This is a genomic window from Vibrio sp. Vb2131 (assembly GCF_033338535.1).
Lineage (GTDB): Bacteria > Pseudomonadota > Gammaproteobacteria > Enterobacterales > Vibrionaceae > Vibrio > Vibrio alginolyticus.
On the sequence record NZ_JAWOSW010000013.1, the window covers coordinates 49,049 to 67,312 of the forward strand.

Genomic DNA, 18,264 nt, shown 5'->3' on the forward strand with positions numbered 1-18,264 from the left:
ACATGGTAGACAGCGGAAACTCATACGGCGAACGTGTATCTCGACTAGTTGGTTGGGGTCACTGGTTTGCATTCTTCAATATCGTTGCGTCGATGTTGATAGGCACACGCTACATTGTTCAGTCTCCTTGGCCCGAGACGTTACTTGGTCAGTTTTATCTGGCGGTTTCTTGGGTTGGTCACTTTGGCTTTCTAGTTTTCGCACTTTACTTGCTTGTTCTATTCCCGTTGACGTTTATCCTGCCATCGCGGAAGTTGTTCCGTTTGGTGGCAGTGATTTTCGCAACCGTTGGGCAAACCATATTATTAATTGATACCCAAGCGTATCAGTCGATCAATTTGCACTTAACTCCCGTTGTCTGGGAGTTACTATTCAGCGAAGACAAAAGTGCGCTCAGCACTGACCTACAACATTTATTTGTTGTGATGCCGCTGATCTTCCTTATTCAACTCGCACTATCCGAATGGGTATGGCGAAAACAGCGCAAACTATCTCATAAGCACGTAGGACGCCCTCTCGCGGCCGTCTTTTTCCTCAGCTTTATGACCAGCCATTTGGTTTACATTTGGGCAGATGCGTATTTTTACAACCCAATTACTAGCCAGCGTTCAAACTTCCCGTTGTCTTACCCGATGACAGCGAAGAGTTTTATGGAAAAACATGGTCTACTTGACCGTGAGGAATACCTAAAACGTTTAGCAGAAAACGAAGGCAACGTAGAGTTAGTCAACTACCCTCTTGAAAAGCTTGAGTTTAACCGCCGAGTTAATAAGCTCAATGTGTTGATGATAAGCATAAACAATTTACGAGCGGATGCGCTGAACCAAGAAGAGATGCCTAACCTCTATGAGTTTGCTGAAAACAATCAGAACTTCCGTAATCATTACAGCTCAAGTAATGATACATACGGGGCCTTTGGTTTGTTCTATGGCTTACCGACCAGTTATGCATCAAGCATCAAGGCGCAAGGTGCTTCCCCAGTATTGCTCGATGTACTGAAAGATCAGGGCTACAACTTTGGTTTATTCAGTGGCAGTGGGTTTGAAGATGATCTCTACTCAGAAATTATTTTCCGCGACTTGAACTTAGCGGAAGACCTAGATGGCACGCAAGCTCATACCGATAAACAATCTATCGCAAACTGGAATACATGGTTAGCAGAGAAAGCAAGTCAGCCATGGTTTAGTTACATCGAAGTCACCACCGTTGATAATTTTGAATCGATTCCTTCAAATAATGACGAAGAAATGCCCGCAAGTGAGCGATTCAAAAAAGCTTATGAATATGCAGTGAAGTCGGCGGATAGAACTATCGCCGGTATTATTGATGAACTAGAAACGACGGGACAACTGACAAACACCATCGTAATCATCACTTCTAATCACGGTAGTGAATTTAACGAAACCAATACGAACAGCTGGGGAGCAAACAGCAACTACAGCCGTTATCAATTACAAGTTCCGATGGTGATCCATTGGCCTGGAATGCTGGCTGGCGAATTTAATCACAGCACAAGCCACCTGGACCTCTCGGTTACACTATTGCAAGATATGCTCGGCGTATCTTCCAACCCATATGATTACAGTAGTGGTCGCAACCTATTCGATGAAAGTCGTCGTCGCTGGATCTTGGCGGGCGATACTCGCGAGCTTGCCTTAATTACTAGCTCACAAACCACAGTGATCGATAAGTTTGGCAACTACAAGCTGTATGACAAAAACTACAAACGACTTCGAGATGATGCACCGAAGTTGCCAGTTTTGATGCAAGGTTTAACTGAGTTACAGCGTTTTTATTCTAAAAACGATTAATACCTAGCAATCCATATACTATTCAAACTCCCCTTTTTGGGGAGTTTTTGTTTATTTAAACAACACAAACCACAAATTTGCGCAGTAAACATCCAATCAGTTCAACTAGGGGTTTACAACATTTTCAAAGCCTTATATTATGCGCCTCAACAACGGAGAGATGGCTGAGTGGTTGAAAGCACCGGTCTTGAAAACCGGCATACGTTAATAGCGTATCTAGGGTTCAAATCCCTATCTCTCCGCCACTTTTAGAAAAAGCCCGCTAAGAAATTAGCGGGCTTTTTCGCATCTCCAGACTTAAAAAGATTTGTACAAATCGCTTATCACTTCTTGAACGCAACTAAGCACTCCGCCACTCTCAGAAAGAACCCACAAAAAATTAATGCCCTTTTCGTTCGTTTCAGTGTTGAATCAATTTGATATTTACGTCTAGTTGTATCTACTCATCAATAAAGACTTCTTTAGCGGCATTGATAAGCTGCAAATGAATTGGGACGAGGTCAGCATGATTCGTTCGATATCCACCTCCAACGACAGCTGCGACAGGGATACCTCGAGATTTCACTGTTTGCATTAAAAATCTATCACGTTCTAAAATCCCTTGCGTCGACACATCAAAATATCCAAGCTCATCGTCTTGATGTATATCGACACCAGCATCGTAGATAACCAAATCAGGGCGATGAAGATTAAGTGCCATATCGACCACTTCTTTAAACGCCATTAAAAAATCCTCATCACCTGTTCCTCGCACCATAGGCACATCGAGGTCAGACTGAGGCTTCCTCGCTGGGAAGTTTTTATCACAGTGGAAAGAAAGCGTGATGATATCTGGCTCATCGTCACATAAAGTTGCTGTTCCATCCCCATGATGAACATCACTGTCAATGATCAATACTTTATCGACATGCTCGACTTCGAGCGCTTGCCTGGCCGCGATCACTAAGTCATTAAATAAACAAAAACCACTGCCAAACTCTTTGTGTGCGTGGTGATACCCACCACTCAAATGAATGGCCACACCGTACTCAAGTGCCTTTTTTGCGGTCAGAGCCGTGCCCGCTGCTGAAGTTAGCGTTCTGGTAATGAGAGACTCACTCCAAGGAAAACCTATTCGGCGCATCTTCGCAGCTGGCATGTTTCCACTAACAAGTAACTCGACGTATTCCTCGTCATGAACACGTTTTACTTCCCCAACAGTTAATGCTTCGGGCTGGAAAAACTGCGTGTGCTCTTTCCAGTTATCTTTCTCCATATGCACCAATACCGATTCATAGAGGTACTGGTATTTCATAATTGGGTAACGATGCCCCTCTGGCAACTCAAGTTGAGAATAAATCGGGTGGTAGATAAATGGCAGCATGAGAAATTCTTAATAACAATGGTAACGAAATAGTATCAACTTAAAGGGTTGAATAAAACGCAATTTAATTGATAATGATTTTCAATATCAATTAAATTTAATATACATATGAATTCTACTTTCTTTGCTATTCTCGGCGCACTGTTTGGCTCTCTTTGTGCCCTATCCCTATTTTCATCTCTTGTTGTTGGTGCGTGGTGGTTGGTTGATTTTATTGTGCTTAACTAACACAATGACTTTCAACTGAAATCAAAAAAACATAGGTGTTTGTATGAGTCAAACCGTCTTTATTACCGGAGCAAATCGCGGCATTGGCCTTAGCTTAACTGAGCTGTACCTGAAGCAAGGCCACCAAGTACATGCTACTAGCCGTTCCTTAGAGAACAGTTCAGAACTACAAACTCTAGCCTCACAATTCAGTAATCTGGTTTTGCACGAACTGGATGTCACTCATTACGAACAAGTCGCTAAGCTTGCCGATAAACTCCCTGCCATCGACTTACTCATCAATAATGCAGGATATTACGGCCCCAAGGGATATGGCTTTGGAAACACTGACGTAGAAGAATGGCGTAAAGCCTTCGAAGTAAACACCATTGCACCGTTAAAACTGGTTGAGCACTGTTACCCTCGCTTACAACAAGGCAAGATAAAAAAGATTGCTTGTATCTCATCAAAAGTGGGGAGCATGACCGAAAATACGTCCGGTGGCGGTTATATTTATCGCTCATCGAAAGCGGCGCTTAACTCGGTTGTGAAAAGCTTAAGTAATGATTTAACACCTGAAGGATTTACCGTTTTAGCGCTTCACCCTGGTTGGGTAAAAACGGCGATGGGTGGGCCAAATGCTTTGATAGATACGCAAACCTCCGCGCAAGGCCTAGCGAACGTGATAGAGCTGAGCACACCGCAGCTTTCAGGTCGATTTATTAACTACGATGGTACTGAGTTACCTTGGTAGCAGCATTAAGACACAACCATCACTAAACCAAATACCATCAAAGCCAGGCTTCATAATCGTGACTTGGTTGGCAAACATAATGTTCATCAGTGATCCACCAGCATAATTCACGCAATCTAACTTGAATTTATCTACATCCAATCCAGACTTAGGAAAAAGTAGAACAAATAAGGAGAAAGCACGATGGCAGCAGATAGGGATTTGGTTAATTTTAGCGAAGAGCACGAACTAAATTACTGCTTGAGAAGTGCTGGTAAACGCCAAACTCAAGCGAATCGAGATACATTAGTTGACTTGGGCAACCAGGTGAAAGAGGTACTGGACAAACGCGTGTTAACTCAAGGTGAAGTAAGAGGCGCGATCCAAAACCACGGTGATCTGTTCGAGTAATCTATTTTCAAGCATGCGCGGAGTTTAATTACGCCGCGCTTGTCCTATGCCTGCTTACCTTTGGTTGCACGAGATTTAGTCGCGCCACCATTCTTTGAATAACTGCGCTTTTTACGTTTAAACGCAGGACGTTCCACCTTGGGTAGATGACGTAATGAATCAGGGATAGGCCCTGCTTTTACTTGTGCCATCAAGCTATCAATGCGTTGTTCCAGTGCTTGCATGAAAGGCTGATATGCTTGATTTCTCTCTGCCATACCTTGTAACTGGTGCTCCCAATGAGCCGTCATATCAGGGTATGTTGAATCTTCTGGCAAGGCATGAATGAGACCTCTTCCAGCAGGAGAACTGAGAATTGACTTACCTTGACGCGTAAGCAGTTGGCGTTTGAACAGCGTGTCCAAAATACCAGCGCGAGTCGCTTCCGTGCCTAGCCCATCAGTGTCACGAAGGATTTTTTTCAGTTCTTTATCCGCAACATAACGGGCGATCCCGGTCATCGCTTGCAACAGCGATGCCTCGGTAAAATGCTTTGGTGGCTCGGTTTTTCGGTCTTTTATTTCCCCTTCACGACAAGTTAACACGGTGCCTTCGGGTAGCGGTGGCACGGCATCAATACCTTCATCTTCCTTGTCAGTTTTGCCCATTAGCGCTTTCCAACCCGGCGAAACTAACTGACGACCTTTCGCGACAAACGTACCACCAGCGATATCGAAAACCAATTTCGCTTCTGCGTAAACCGCCGCCGGATAGAACTGCATGAGGTACTGGCGCGCAATCAATTGATACACTTTCATCTCATTGCCGGAAAGCGCATTCACATTAGCTTGCTTCGGTGTAGGGATAATCGCATGGTGCGCATCCACTTTTTTATCGTTCCAGGCTTTGGACTTTAATGTTAAGTCTGCTCCCTGAACGGCAACTTGCAACTCTTTTGCGTTATTCGCAATAGCAGTTGTCACCGTCCCTGCTTGTGAGTAGTGTTCCATCGGTAAATAGCGACAATCTGAACGCGGGTAAGTGATCAGCTTGTGCTTTTCATACAATGCCTGACAAGTATCTAGTACTTGTTGCGCACTCATACCATAGCGCTTCGCTGCATCGATCTGTAAAGCAGATAATGAATAAGGTAATGGTGCTGATTGCTTGGTTTGCTTTTGTTCCGACTCCGTCACTTTCGCGAGTTGATTTGCAATACGGTTTGCAACGTTTTCCACTAACTTACGGTTTAACACTCGCCCTTCTTCATCCTGCCAAGGCTTGCATGCCTCACTTGGCTTCCAACGAGCACGAATATCAAAAGTACCATTGGCATCTTGATATGGGATCAGAGCATGTAGGGTAAAATAGTCCTTCGGGACAAAGTTTTCGATTTCCTCATCACGACGCACCACTAAGCCAAGAACTGGCGTTTGCACTCGCCCTACCGAGAGAACACCTTGATACCCTGCTTTTTGACCAAGCAAGGTATAAGCACGAGACATGTTCATGCCATACAACCAATCAGCCCGAGAGCGAGCCAATGCAGAAACTGAAAGTGGGATAAACTCGCGATTACTGCGCATAGAACTGAGTGCGCGTTTCACCGCAGGTAAGTTCAAGTCGGAAATCAGCAAACGCTGTGTGGATTCCTTCTTGGTTTTAGATAACTTGCAATAGTCCAGAACTTCATCAACTAACAGCTGACCCTCTCGATCTGGGTCTCCTGCATGAATGACTTCTTTAGCTTCTTTGAGCAATTTACGAATCACTGTTAATTGCTTACTTGCGCTTTTCCTCGGTCTGAGCTGCCATTGCTGCGGAACAATTGGTAAATCTGCCATATTCCACTTTTTGTAACGCTCATCGTAAGCGTCGGGTTCGACCTGTTCGAGTAAGTGGCCGATACACCAAGTAACGATATCCCCGTTCCCACAGCGGATGAATCCTTGATCTTTCTTTTGAGGGTTTGGCAGTGCAGCGGCAATCGCACGGCCTAAACTTGGTTTTTCAGCAATAAACAGACGAGACATAACGTTTTGGAAATAAATATAATTAGGGCCACATTATCGAATGTAGCCCTAATAAATCAAGAAAAACTGTATAAATAAACAGTCAGTATATTTGAGTTTTCAGTTATAGAAACTCAACAAACTGAGAAAGATCACGCTCAGGAACTTTCATCGGTGTACAACCAGGCGTGCCTAAGTACAAGAAACCAACAATCTCATCGTCACCTTCTAAACAAAATGCTTGATGAACTTCTGGATGGAACATCCACTTACCTGAGCGCCAAAACCCTTGAAAGCCTTGCGCTACGGCTGCCATTTGCATCGCTTGTACAGCACATCCCGCAGATAAGTGTTGCTCTAGTGCTGGTACTTTCTCATGTTCTGTTACTTTAGCAATAACAGTGATCACCATTGGTGCGCGAAATGGGGCATTCTTTACCTTTTCGACCACCGCTTCATCACTATTTTCAGCTTCTGCCGCTTTTACCAAGATATCTGACAGTTTTTTCAAACCATCGCCCTGTGCGATAACGAAACGCCAAGGGGTTAATCCCGCATGGTCAGGCGCACGAAGGCCTGCACGAATGATGTTCTCAAGTGCTTTACCTTCTGGTGCAGGCGCGGATAACTTCGCGATAGATCGGCGATTGAGCAAAAGATCGAGAGCGTCCATGAAAGAATCCTTATTGAATATCGTTGTTATTTTGTTTACGCCACTTTAGCACAATCTGCTCCTGCGAATAACAACCGGTTTTCTGGGGGCTTGATAACGTGCTTCACTTAACATCAAACTGGGTTTAATGTTAATTTATTCGCGAAATGAATAAGTTGAACATAGGCAGGTTGATGAACAAGGACAAACAAAACAGCATTTACGAAAAGATCGTTAATGACGAAGATGCCCGTGCCTGTAAGGCGATTCCTGAATCAGCTTGTCATCAAGTTCCCGGCAACTTTCTTAAAATCATTCTCGCTCAGTTTTTAACGAAAGTCGGCGATGCGTTAATCAATCCTAAAGTCACGTTGCCGTGGATACTACAAAGTCTCGGGGCTCCGGTTTACTTAATTGGTTGGCTGGTTCCTATTCGTGAGTCAGGCTCCCTTATCCCACAACTTAGCATCGCGCACTACATCCGACGCATTCCAGTAAGAAAATGGGTCTGGGTAATTGGCAGCATCTTGCAGGCTCTTTCCATATTTGCAATCGGATTGGTCGCATTAACTCTAACAGGAGCAGCTGCGGGTTATGGTGTGATTGCATGTCTTGTGATCTTCAGCCTCTCACGCGGTTTAAATTCCGTCGCATCAAAAGATGTATTGGGCAAAACCATCCCTAAAAACCAACGAGGTCAAGTCAACGGCTGGTCTTCAAGCGCTGCTGGCCTGGTTACGCTGCTTTTCGCTAGCCTTCTGGCACTAGCCTGGTTATGGGACGTAGAGCCGACAGAGCGCTTTTACGGTCTGAGTTTAGGCTTAGCGGGCGTCATATGGCTCATCGCGGCATTCGTCTATGCGCGAATTAATGAGTATGCCGGTGAGGTAGACGGTGGTCGAAATGGCGTCCTCGAAGCATTTAAACAACTCGCGTTACTTAAGACAGACGTGACCTTTCGTCGATTCGTTATCACGCGGACACTATTTTTATGTTCTGCGCTGAGTGCACCGTACTACGTTGTGCTGGCACAGCAATCTCTGGGTGGACAGCTCTGGGTGCTAGCTCTCTTTATGTTTGCGAGTGGCTTAGCCTCCTTTGTGTCAGGTCCTTTCTGGGGAAGAATGTCCGATCGCTCTAGCCGCAGTGTGATGGTCATAGGCGCAATGATGAGCGCGCTACTTGGTGTTGTGTTATTTGTTTACGATACATGGGTCACCGCTAGCCAAAGCTTCCTATTCGTGATTCCTCTGCTTTACTTTTGTGTTTGTATTGCCCACGACGGAATACGAGTCGGACGAAAAACCTATTTAGTTGATATCGCAGAAGGTGACAAACGGACGAGCTATGTAGCCGTGAGTAACACAGTGGTTGGGATAATGCTGCTTCTAATGAGCTCTCTTGGTGTTATGTCGAACTTCTTGAGCCTTTCAGCTGTGGTGTTAGTGTTCTCTTTTATTACTCTTTCTGGCGTGGTAATGGCCAAACAACTGCCAGATATTAGTGACTAGTTCTATACAAAAAAGCTGCGCTCAAAGCGCAGCTTTCATAGTAAACACACCTTGAAAGACTAGAGTTTTACCGCCAATTTAACGCCTTGACGAATCGCACGCACAGCATCAAGTTCACCCGCATGGTCAGCTCCGCCAATGATATGAATCTTCTCTCCAAGTTCAGACCATTTATCTTCAAACGGACGTACAGACTCTTGCCCAGCACAAATGATAACTTTGTCTGCATTAAGTACCTGCGCGCTTCCGTCTACATGAATGTGCAAACCTTGATCATCAATTTTATCGTAAGACACGCCACCGACTAAATGTACGCCACGTTTTTCAAGGGTACGTTTATGGATCCAACCTGTTGTTTTACCCGGACCTTTACCTACACGACCTTTACGACGCTGAAGCACCCAGACTTCTTTATCGCTGACCGCATCAGGATAAGGGTATAAACCACCCGGCTGAGACATCTCCTTGTCGATTCCCCATTCATGCAACCAGTCATCCAACGTTTGTCCAACTGGCTCTGTGAGCATGGTCGCGACATCTACGCCAATGCCACCAGCACCAACGATAGCCACTTTCTCACCGACTGGCGTTTTGTCTCGAATGAGAGTTTGATAGTCGACGACTTTCTCTGGGTTATCAATTCCATCAATATTGACTTTACGTGGCTCAACACCCGATGCCATCACTATCTCATCGTATTCTGTGAGTAAGTCATAGTTCGCTTCCGTCGATAAGTGCAGATTCACGCCTGTTTCATCAATACGGTTAGCGAAATATCGTATCGTCTCTCGAAACTCTTCCTTACCAGGGATCTGCATCGCAAGACGGAACTGACCACCGATGCGGTCGTTCTTTTCGAACAAATCAACCTTATGGCCACGTTCAGCCAGTGTGGTCGCACAAGCCAAGCCCGCAGGTCCAGCACCAACAACTGCAATGTTTTTCTTTTTAAAGGCTGGTTCAACAACAATTTCGGTTTCATAGCACGCTAGAGGGTTCACTAAGCAACTGGCGCGTTTACCTTTAAACACGTTATCTAGACACGCCTGATTACAACCAATACACGTATTAATAAGCTGCGCTTTTTCCTGTTCGGCTTTAGCAACAAAGTAAGGATCGGCCAAGAATGGGCGCGCCATCGAAACCATGTCGGCATGACCGGAAGATAAAATGCGTTCTGCTTCATCTGGCGTATTTATACGGTTGCAAGTGATAATAGGAACCGAAACGTGAGGTTTAACTTTTTCCGTAACCCATGTAAACGCACCGCGTGGTACTTGAGTCGCAATTGTCGGAATTCGAGCCTCATGCCAACCGATACCCGTATTAATAATCGTGACGCCAGCCTCTTCAAGTGCTTTCGCCAATTCGATAACGTCTTCAAAAGTGCTGCCCTGCTCGACAAGATCCAGCATAGAAAGACGGAAGATGATGATGAACTTGTCACCTACCGCCTTGCGTACCGCTTTAACAATTTCTAGCGGAAAACGCATACGTTTTTTATAGCTGCCACCCCATTCGTCGTAACGCATATTAGTACGTTTACATAAGAATTGGTTTATCAAGTAACCTTCCGAGCCCATTAACTCGACGCCATCATAACCAGCAAGCTGTGCTAACTCCGCACTATTAGCAAACGCGTCGATGGTTTTCTTTATCTGGCGGTCGCTCATTTCACTCGGAGCAAACTTTGCAATTGGCGCTTTAATGCCAGATGCACTTTGCGAGAATGGATGCATTGCATAACGCCCAGCATGGAGAATTTGCAACGCAATTTTACCACCGTGCTTGTGCACCGCTTCTGTCACAACTTTATGGGCTTTAGCATGTTTTGGCTTGCTGAATTCAGCACTCAACGGGTGTAAACGACCGCGTAAGTTAGGAGAAAAACCTCCGGTTACAATCAGTCCGACACCGCCTTTCGTGCGTTCTTCATAAAAAGCAGCGAGCTTGTGTAATCCTTCTTTGTGCTCTTCTAAGCCCGTGTGCATTGATCCCATCAGAACTCGGTTTCGTAATTGTGTGAAACCGAGGTCCAGTGGCTTTAATAGGTTTGGGTACATGGCAGACATCACTTAACATCCATTGTTATTATCATGGTCTGACCAGATTAAGCCTGCTCAACCAAAAAATCAAACAAGCGTTTACATTTTTGTAACACCGATCAATCTCGTGTGAAAATATGCCAATTGTTGAGTGGTCGTGATAAGCTAAAAAAATGTTATCTTTTGAGATCTTAGAGATAAGAACCCATACTTTGTTAGACTCGGCGTAACTATCTCGTTATGGAGACAAGATGAAAAAACTCTTCAAATTTATTGGTTTGATATTTAAAGGGATATGGAAAAGTATCACTTTCATCAGACTCGCACTGGCAAACCTAATTTTCTTGCTGATGATTGCCGTTTTCTACTTTGCCTTTACTTATACCGGAGACGGTCAACCTGTCGTCGAAAAAGAATCTGCATTGGTGATGAACCTTTCAGGCCCAATTGTCGAACAAAGACGTTATGTAAACCCAATGGACTCTTTTGCTGGTTCCCTTTTGGGTAATGAGTTACCGAAAGAAAACGTCCTTTTCGATATCGTTGATACTATTCGCTACGCGAAAGACGATCCTAAAGTGTCTGGATTAGTGCTAGCACTACGAGACATGCCAGAAACAAATCTCACGAAACTACGTTACATCGCGAAAGCGTTGAACGAATTTAAAGCATCAGGCAAACCCGTTTACGCCGTAGGTGATTTCTACAACCAAAGCCAATATTACTTGGCAAGTTACGCCGATAAAGTTTATCTGGCACCTGATGGTGGTGTATTGATTAAAGGTTACAGCGCTTACTCAATGTACTACAAAACGTTACTTGAAAAGCTTGACGTTTCTACTCATGTTTTTCGCGTAGGTACTTATAAATCCGCTATCGAACCTTTTATTCGTGATGACATGTCCGATGCGGCGAAAGAGTCAGCAACACGTTGGGTTACTCAATTATGGAGTGCTTTTGTTGATGACGTAACAACAAACCGAAACATTGATGCGAAAGTGCTTAATCCAACCATGGATGAGCTGATTAACGAGATGAAGTCTGTAAATGGCGATATTGCTCAGCTCGCAGTCAAATTGGGGCTAGTGGATGAACTCGCGACACGCCAAGACATTCGCACTCTATTTGCAAAACAGTTTGGTAGCGACGGCAAAGACAGCTACAACGCGATTGGTTACTACGACTACCTTGCAACGATTCGTCCTGATTACACACTACCTCAACACGACATCGCCGTTGTTCTAGCCAGTGGCGCGATTATGGACGGTCAACAACCTCGCGGAACTGTTGGTGGTGACACGGTCGCAAGCTTGCTGCGTCAAGCACGCAATGATGAAAAAGTGAAAGCGGTCGTGTTACGAGTAGATAGTCCAGGAGGCAGTGCCTTTGCTTCTGAAGTGATTCGTAACGAAGTAGAAGCTCTGAAGCAAGCAGGTAAGCCGGTTGTTGTATCCATGTCGAGTTTGGCCGCTTCTGGTGGTTATTGGATTTCAATGAGCGCAGACAAAATCGTTGCTCAGCCAACAACCCTGACGGGCTCCATTGGTATATTTAGTGTCATCACCACGTTTGAAAAAGGCTTTAGCAAGTTAGGTATTAATACTGATGGCGTTGGCACATCGCCGTTCTCAGGTGACGGTATTACCACTGGCCTTTCTGAGGGCGCGTCTCAAGTGTTCCAGTTAGGTATCGAGCACGGTTACAAGCGCTTTATTTCTCTAGTTGGCGAGAATCGCGATATGTCTCTAGAGGAAGTTGACAAAGTTGCTCAAGGTCGAGTTTGGACTGGCCAAGATGCACTATCCTTTGGTCTTGTCGATCAAATGGGTGACTTTGATGATGCTGTAGAGCTAGCGGCGAAACTAGCGAACGTGACCGATTATGGCATTTACTGGGTAGAAGAGCCTCTTTCACCTACTGAACTATTTCTACAAGAGTTTATGAAACAGGTGAAAGTCTCTCTAGGTATTGATGCAACAAGCTTGCTACCAAAAAGTCTTCAACCCGTAGCTCAACAATTCGAACAAGACGCAAGCTTGCTCCAAAGCTTCAACGATCCTAAAGGTCAATACGCATTTTGTTTGAACTGCCAAGTGCAGTAGTTTTTCCATCAATATTACAAAGGGCACTTCTACTTGAAGTGCCCTTTTTATTAGGCTTTGCATCTCCTCAGATGACTTTCTGATGCTGTGCGTATAGCCTCGCATCTCAAGGTTATTTAGGTATATAATCCCCGCCTCTGTTCCCCTACACGAAAGAAAAAACGATGACTAGAAAACACATCTACATCGCTTACACCGGTGGTACCATCGGAATGCAAAAATCCGACCACGGCTATGTGCCTGTTGCTGGCTTTATGGAAAAGCAATTAGCAAGCATGCCCGAATTCCATCGTCCTGAAATGCCGGATTACACCATCCACGAATACGACCCTCTGATTGACTCATCAGATATGACACCTGCTGACTGGCAGCAGATTGCGAATGATATTCGTGACAACTATGACAAATACGATGGTTTCGTTATCCTACATGGTACTGACACCATGGCGTACACAGCGTCCGCATTGTCTTTCATGCTTGAAAACCTTGGTAAGCCAGTGATTGTAACGGGTTCACAAATCCCTCTCGCAGAGCTGCGTTCTGACGGCCAAGCAAACCTATTAAACGCGCTACATATTGCGGCAAACTACCCGATCAACGAAGTAACTTTGTTCTTCAATAATCAATTGATGCGTGGTAACCGCAGTACAAAATCTCATGCAGACGGTTTTAATGCCTTTACTTCACCAAACCTTCCTCCACTATTGGAAGCTGGGATCAATATTCAAGTTAGCAACAGCGTAACCGTTGGTGCACAACCAGAAGGTGAGTTTAAGGTTCACAACATCACGCCACAACCAATCGGTGTGATCACCATGTACCCTGGTATTTCACACGAAGTTATCCGCAACACGCTTCGTCAGCCCGTGAATGCGATGATTCTTCTGACTTTTGGTGTCGGTAATGCTCCTCAGAACCCTGAGCTGCTTGGTCACCTGAAAGAAGCCTCTGAGCGCGGCGTTATTGTCGTAAACCTAACTCAGTGTTTGGCAGGTAAAGTGAATATGGGCGGATATGCCACAGGTTGTGCTCTCGCAGACTCTGGTGTTATCAGTGGCTTTGACATGACGCCCGAAGCGGCGCTGGCAAAACTACACTACCTTCTAAGCCAAAACCTTTCTTACGAAGAAGTAAAAGAGAGAATGCAACAAGTACTGCGTGGTGAAATGAGCCTGTAAGTTCAAGCTTTCTACGATCTAAAAAGCCCAATACAATTTGGGCTTTTTTCTTTCAAAATCAAAATAATAAAATTTTGAGAAATAAGGCGTAAGGATTAATCAATGTTCGGATTGACACGAACAATATCGCTCTCTTCTCCGCTGAATTGTTTTTTAAGCTCTTGTTTTGATTTAAAACTGATTTCACCACCGGCTGCAACCGTCATATGCTGCGCATCAGTATTATGTTTTGATTGATACAACATCACAGCTTGCATACACGAATCTCGCTGCTCTTTAGAAAGTGTTGTACCCTCAGGCCATCTTCCCGTTTCTACTGCATAGACTAAGCGATCATAAACTTCTGGAGTCATCGCTTGTAATAGTTGTTCTGCGTCCATAGTGTACCTTCTTATTACATTCTATTTACAGAACATAACGGGTTAAGAAACTGAGTCAAGAATACGAAAATGAATTGGTGTAACGGATCACAAGCAAAGCCATGAAAAGAACAAACTGGTTACTTCTCAGCCTCGCATGTTTTGCGCTATCGGGCTGTTTTGAAGGTAACGTGACAACCGAAGAGTTGTGCCAAAAAACACCAGAGCTGCGTTGCGAGCAGCTCAATATGGATGACGGCCAATGTCGAATTCCAAGAACAAATTTGGTTTGGCATCGGTTTGAGCAATTGAAAAACCCATCAGAGGCCAACCAAATCATCGAATACGGTCTGGTCGCTGAATATAGGAAATGCTTAGAACTCGCCTCCCAGATCACCCCTATTGATCAAAGTGCTCTCAAAAGACAACGCTTTAATGCATTGGTACACAGTATTGATGAGCTAGAGCGCATCGTAAACGAGTTAAAAGGCTCAGAAGACCCGGCTACTTTGTATTTCTTATGGTCTCAAACGGGAGATACTCAAGCTCGGCGCGCATTTTTACAAATGGAAGGGTCTCCCCAATTAAATAATGCTGAGATGCAATATGCATTAGCCACTTTTTATACCAACCGAGATACCAAGAAAACCCTGGAGCTTCTTAATAACGCGTTGTCTTTATCTGATGAAGACAACATCAATCCGGTCATTCTCAAGTCAATGGCAAGTATTCATCAGGGGCTTGGAGACAAAGAGCAAGCGTATCTATGGGCAATGGTCGCGAAGAGATTCGACGTACCGCTTGCTGATGAAAAGCAGCTCCAACGTATGTTCAATTTCAGTCATCCAGAGCGATATAAGCAGTTGGATGAATTAGCCGAATCGGTGGCGAAAGCCATAGAGAAAGGTATCTATTCCCCAGCAATGATACCCAGTGAGATATAAACGAAAAACTCCCGCAATGAGCGGGAGTTTTTATTTAAGTCGAGCGACACTCAGATCACTGTTGAGCATGAATCATCCTGAAAGGATAAAACAATCTCGAGCACAATTTTGTCGTTATTATTCTGATTTGTTGAAAATTAACGACACAGAATTAACACAAAAACGCTCTCCTGTGGTCTGTGGGCCATCTTCAAAAACGTGCCCTAGATGGCTATCACACGTTGCACAACGAATCTCTGTACGTACCATTCCGTGACTTAGATCTTCTAAATAGCGCACCGCTTGATCGTTGATAGGCGCATCAAAACTTGGCCATCCGCAGCCAGAGTCATACTTGTTATCAGAGACAAAGAGAGGGGCATTACAACAAGTACAAGCATAAACACCAGTTTCCTTATTATGCAGTAGCTTACCGCTGAAAGGAGGCTCTGTACCTTGCTCTCGGCAAACACGGAACTCTTCATCAGACAGTTGCTCACGCCACTGTTCATCTGACTTCGTCACTTTTTTCCCGCTTTGTTCCACGACTTTCGGCTCCTTATTTGCTGTTCTTGGTATTGACTTTTTTAGCAAAAAACTTGCTTCTCTTAACAGTTGTAGCACATACTTTCTCACCAGGACACCATGCGTAATTAATTTGATAAGAGCACTTATCTCACCAGTTATATTACGCCAACTGGGCTACAGAAGAATCAGTTAAAAGTTTAAAAAACGTACATTTGCAAAGAATTGTTAAAAAAAGCGTCGCTTTTTTTTGACTTTAAACAAGTTAAGTCCGATTATCACTTGCAGATGTTTACTGGATTCTGTAATTTTACTACCAGTTATCTTTAATCAGAAATTAAGTTGTGGAGCAACTATAATGACTATCAAAGTAGGTATTAACGGTTTTGGCCGTATCGGTCGTTTCGTATTCCGTGCAGCGCAAGAGCGCAACGACATCGAAGTAGTAGGTATTAACGACCTTATCGATGTAGATTACATGGCATACATGCTTAAGTATGACTCAACTCACGGCCGTTTCAACGGTACTGTTGAAGTTGAAGGCGGTAACCTAATCGTTAACGGTAAAACTGTACGTGTTACTGCAGAGCGCAACCCTGAAGACCTAAAATGGGACGAAATCGGTGTTGACGTTGTAGCTGAAGCAACTGGTCTTTTCCTAACTGACGAGACTGCACGTAAGCACATCACTGCTGGCGCGAAAAAAGTTGTACTAACTGGTCCTTCTAAAGACGCTACTCCAATGTTCGTTAACGGCGTAAACTTCGACACTTACGCTGGTCAAGACATCGTTTCTAACGCTTCTTGTACTACTAACTGTCTAGCGCCTATCGCTAAAGTTCTTAACGACAAGTTCGGTATCGAATCTGGTCTTATGACTACAGTTCACGCAACTACAGCAACTCAAAAAACTGTAGATGGTCCTTCTGCTAAAGACTGGCGCGGTGGTCGTGGTGCTTCTCAAAACATCATCCCATCTTCAACTGGTGCTGCTAAAGCTGTAGGCGTTGTACTTCCAGAAGTAAACGGCAAACTAACTGGTATGGCTTTCCGCGTACCAACTGCTAACGTTTCTGTAGTTGACCTAACTGTTAACCTAGTTAACGGTGCTTCTTACGAAGACATCTGTAAAGCGATGAAAGAAGCTTCTGAAGGCGAACTAAAAGGCGTTCTAGGCTACACTGAAGATGCAGTTGTATCTCAAGACTTCATCGGCGAAGTTTGCACTTCAGTATTCGATGCTAAAGCTGGTATCGCGCTAACTGACAAATTCGTTAAGGTTGTATCTTGGTACGACAACGAAATCGGTTACTCAAACAAAGTTCTAGACCTAATCGCTCACATCTCTAAGTAATTAGAAAGTTAGCAATTAGCGAATAACTTCGTTAAAGAAAAGGCGGCTCTAGAGTCGCCTTTTTTGTATCTGGAATTTGAGAGAATACAGGCTCGATGTTGCATTTAATGTGCGAAGCGCGTCTAAAAGCTCTCCCCAGCGATAGGAAACTACACATGGATTTAAAAACTCTCCCAGCCCTAACGGTGCTATCTGATAACGTCACTATCGTTGAAGTTGATCAGATAAAAATCGTCCGCGTGATTCATGACAAAGCAACGGCAGGCATCTCGCTACACGGTGGTCATGTCGTGTCGTTCACGCCTAAAGGTCAAGAAGATCTGATCTGGATGAGCGAAAAAGCTGTCTTCGATGGTAAAGCTGCTCTTCGCGGTGGTATTCCGGTTTGTTGGCCTTGGTTTGGGCGTATCGCTGCTCCAGCTCACGGCTTTGCCCGCACCGCAGAATGGGAGTTGGTTGAACATCGTGAGAACCATAACGGTGTGATTGTTGAACTTGCTCTGTTCCCGACAGAAGAAATCCACGATATTTGGCCCCATATGTTTGACGCTCGTTTGGTGATTGAAGTGGGCGATGAGCTAAAAGTGACGCTCAAAGTCATGAACATTGATGACGAGGCTTGGACCTTCTCTGGCGCATTACATACTTACCTAAACGTTGGAGACATTAAGCAAGCACAAACGACAGGCATGGGTGCCGAGTACATTGATAGCTTGAAAGCTGATGCGGTATGCCAAGGTGGTAATGTTCTACAACTAACTGACACGATTGATCGCGTTTACACGCAACCAGAAGCGAAAATTTTGGTAAAAGACCCGGTATTGGATCGTACGCTAAGCGTACACAACCAAGGCCACAACTCAGCAGTATTATGGAACCCTTGGGCAGAAGGTGCGCAAAGCATGGGTGACATGGCTGACGATGGTTATCAAACCATGTTGTGTGTGGAGTCTGCTGTTCATGCACCAAGTATTGAGCAAGGTCAAACGCTCCAACCAGGTGAGACACATGAACTTGTCACTGTCATTTCAGCGCAGTAAGAATCACCATATAAAGGCCGGGGATACCCGGCTTTTTTTTGTAATAAAAGCTCTGCTTA

General features: G+C 44.5%; 15 protein-coding genes and 1 tRNA gene. 10 read left to right on the forward strand and 6 right to left on the reverse strand.

All coding sequences use genetic code 11. From position 1 onward, the window contains the following. Positions 1-2 precede the first annotated feature (2 nt). The gene (locus R7E38_RS14635; RefSeq protein ID WP_005380721.1) at positions 3-1,811 is read left to right on the forward strand and encodes a DUF3413 domain-containing protein; all 1,809 of its coding nucleotides are present in this window, start codon (positions 3-5) and stop codon (positions 1,809-1,811) included. 154 nt (positions 1,812-1,965) lie between these two features. Beyond that, positions 1,966-2,056 (forward strand) — tRNA-Ser (locus R7E38_RS14640). Positions 2,057-2,250: 194 nt separating this feature from the next. On the opposite strand, the gene R7E38_RS14645 is transcribed toward R7E38_RS14640, so the two are convergent. After that, entirely contained in the window at positions 2,251-3,174 is a 924-nt protein-coding gene (locus tag R7E38_RS14645) for a histone deacetylase (protein ID WP_025767197.1), read from the reverse strand. 271 nt (positions 3,175-3,445) lie between these two features. On the opposite strand from R7E38_RS14645, the gene R7E38_RS14650 reads away from it, so the two are divergent. Together R7E38_RS14650 and R7E38_RS14655 are read left to right on the forward strand one after the other, a co-directional pair. Continuing rightward, positions 3,446-4,135, forward strand: coding sequence for an SDR family oxidoreductase (locus R7E38_RS14650; protein WP_017635826.1), 690 nt, complete (start codon positions 3,446-3,448; stop codon positions 4,133-4,135). A gap of 183 nt (positions 4,136-4,318) precedes the next feature. Next, on the forward strand, positions 4,319-4,525 hold the full coding sequence (locus R7E38_RS14655; RefSeq protein WP_005380717.1) for a hypothetical protein: 207 nt from the start codon (positions 4,319-4,321) through the stop codon (positions 4,523-4,525). Between the two features lie 44 nt (positions 4,526-4,569). Here R7E38_RS14655 and R7E38_RS14660 read toward each other — a convergent pair whose 3' ends face one another. Both R7E38_RS14660 and R7E38_RS14665 read right to left on the reverse strand, forming a co-directional pair. Then, positions 4,570-6,537 (reverse strand): DNA topoisomerase III, encoded by a 1,968-nt coding sequence (locus R7E38_RS14660; RefSeq protein WP_226083890.1) that lies wholly within the window; start codon positions 6,535-6,537, stop codon positions 4,570-4,572. Between the two features lie 103 nt (positions 6,538-6,640). Continuing rightward, positions 6,641-7,189: an NAD(P)H nitroreductase gene (locus tag R7E38_RS14665; RefSeq protein WP_226083889.1), complete on the reverse strand. Its 549-nt coding sequence runs from the start codon at positions 7,187-7,189 to the stop codon at positions 6,641-6,643. A 173-nt stretch (positions 7,190-7,362) separates the two neighbouring features. Between R7E38_RS14665 and R7E38_RS14670 the strand changes: the two genes are divergently transcribed. After that, positions 7,363-8,679: an MFS transporter gene (locus R7E38_RS14670; RefSeq protein ID WP_226083888.1), complete on the forward strand. Its 1,317-nt coding sequence runs from the start codon at positions 7,363-7,365 to the stop codon at positions 8,677-8,679. A gap of 59 nt (positions 8,680-8,738) precedes the next feature. Here the strand turns inward: R7E38_RS14670 and R7E38_RS14675 are convergent, their stop codons facing one another. Next, positions 8,739-10,751, reverse strand: coding sequence for an NADPH-dependent 2,4-dienoyl-CoA reductase (locus tag R7E38_RS14675; RefSeq protein WP_054729697.1), 2,013 nt, complete (start codon positions 10,749-10,751; stop codon positions 8,739-8,741). 224 nt (positions 10,752-10,975) lie between these two features. Here R7E38_RS14675 and sppA point away from each other — a divergent pair, with 224 nt between their 5' ends. Continuing rightward, positions 10,976-12,826, forward strand: coding sequence for a signal peptide peptidase SppA (gene sppA, locus R7E38_RS14680; RefSeq protein ID WP_005380705.1), 1,851 nt, complete (start codon positions 10,976-10,978; stop codon positions 12,824-12,826). A 164-nt stretch (positions 12,827-12,990) separates the two neighbouring features. Beyond that, positions 12,991-14,004, forward strand: coding sequence for an asparaginase (gene ansA, locus R7E38_RS14685; protein WP_017635822.1), 1,014 nt, complete (start codon positions 12,991-12,993; stop codon positions 14,002-14,004). 95 nt (positions 14,005-14,099) lie between these two features. On the opposite strand, the gene R7E38_RS14690 is transcribed toward ansA, so the two are convergent. Then, complete coding sequence (locus tag R7E38_RS14690; RefSeq protein ID WP_005380700.1) at positions 14,100-14,384, reverse strand: YeaC family protein; 285 nt, start codon at positions 14,382-14,384, stop codon at positions 14,100-14,102. 101 nt (positions 14,385-14,485) lie between these two features. On the opposite strand from R7E38_RS14690, the gene R7E38_RS14695 reads away from it, so the two are divergent. Then, the gene (locus R7E38_RS14695; protein ID WP_017821139.1) at positions 14,486-15,307 is read left to right on the forward strand and encodes a DUF2989 domain-containing protein; all 822 of its coding nucleotides are present in this window, start codon (positions 14,486-14,488) and stop codon (positions 15,305-15,307) included. 117 nt (positions 15,308-15,424) lie between these two features. On the opposite strand, the gene msrB is transcribed toward R7E38_RS14695, so the two are convergent. Continuing rightward, on the reverse strand, positions 15,425-15,832 hold the full coding sequence (gene msrB / locus R7E38_RS14700) for a peptide-methionine (R)-S-oxide reductase MsrB (protein WP_005380698.1): 408 nt from the start codon (positions 15,830-15,832) through the stop codon (positions 15,425-15,427). Between the two features lie 337 nt (positions 15,833-16,169). Here msrB and gap point away from each other — a divergent pair, with 337 nt between their 5' ends. Together gap and R7E38_RS14710 are read left to right on the forward strand one after the other, a co-directional pair. Continuing rightward, complete coding sequence (gap, locus tag R7E38_RS14705; RefSeq protein ID WP_005380697.1) at positions 16,170-17,165, forward strand: type I glyceraldehyde-3-phosphate dehydrogenase; 996 nt, start codon at positions 16,170-16,172, stop codon at positions 17,163-17,165. Positions 17,166-17,320: 155 nt separating this feature from the next. Continuing rightward, positions 17,321-18,205: a D-hexose-6-phosphate mutarotase gene (locus R7E38_RS14710; RefSeq protein WP_017820788.1), complete on the forward strand. Its 885-nt coding sequence runs from the start codon at positions 17,321-17,323 to the stop codon at positions 18,203-18,205. Positions 18,206-18,264: the final 59 nt, after the last annotated feature.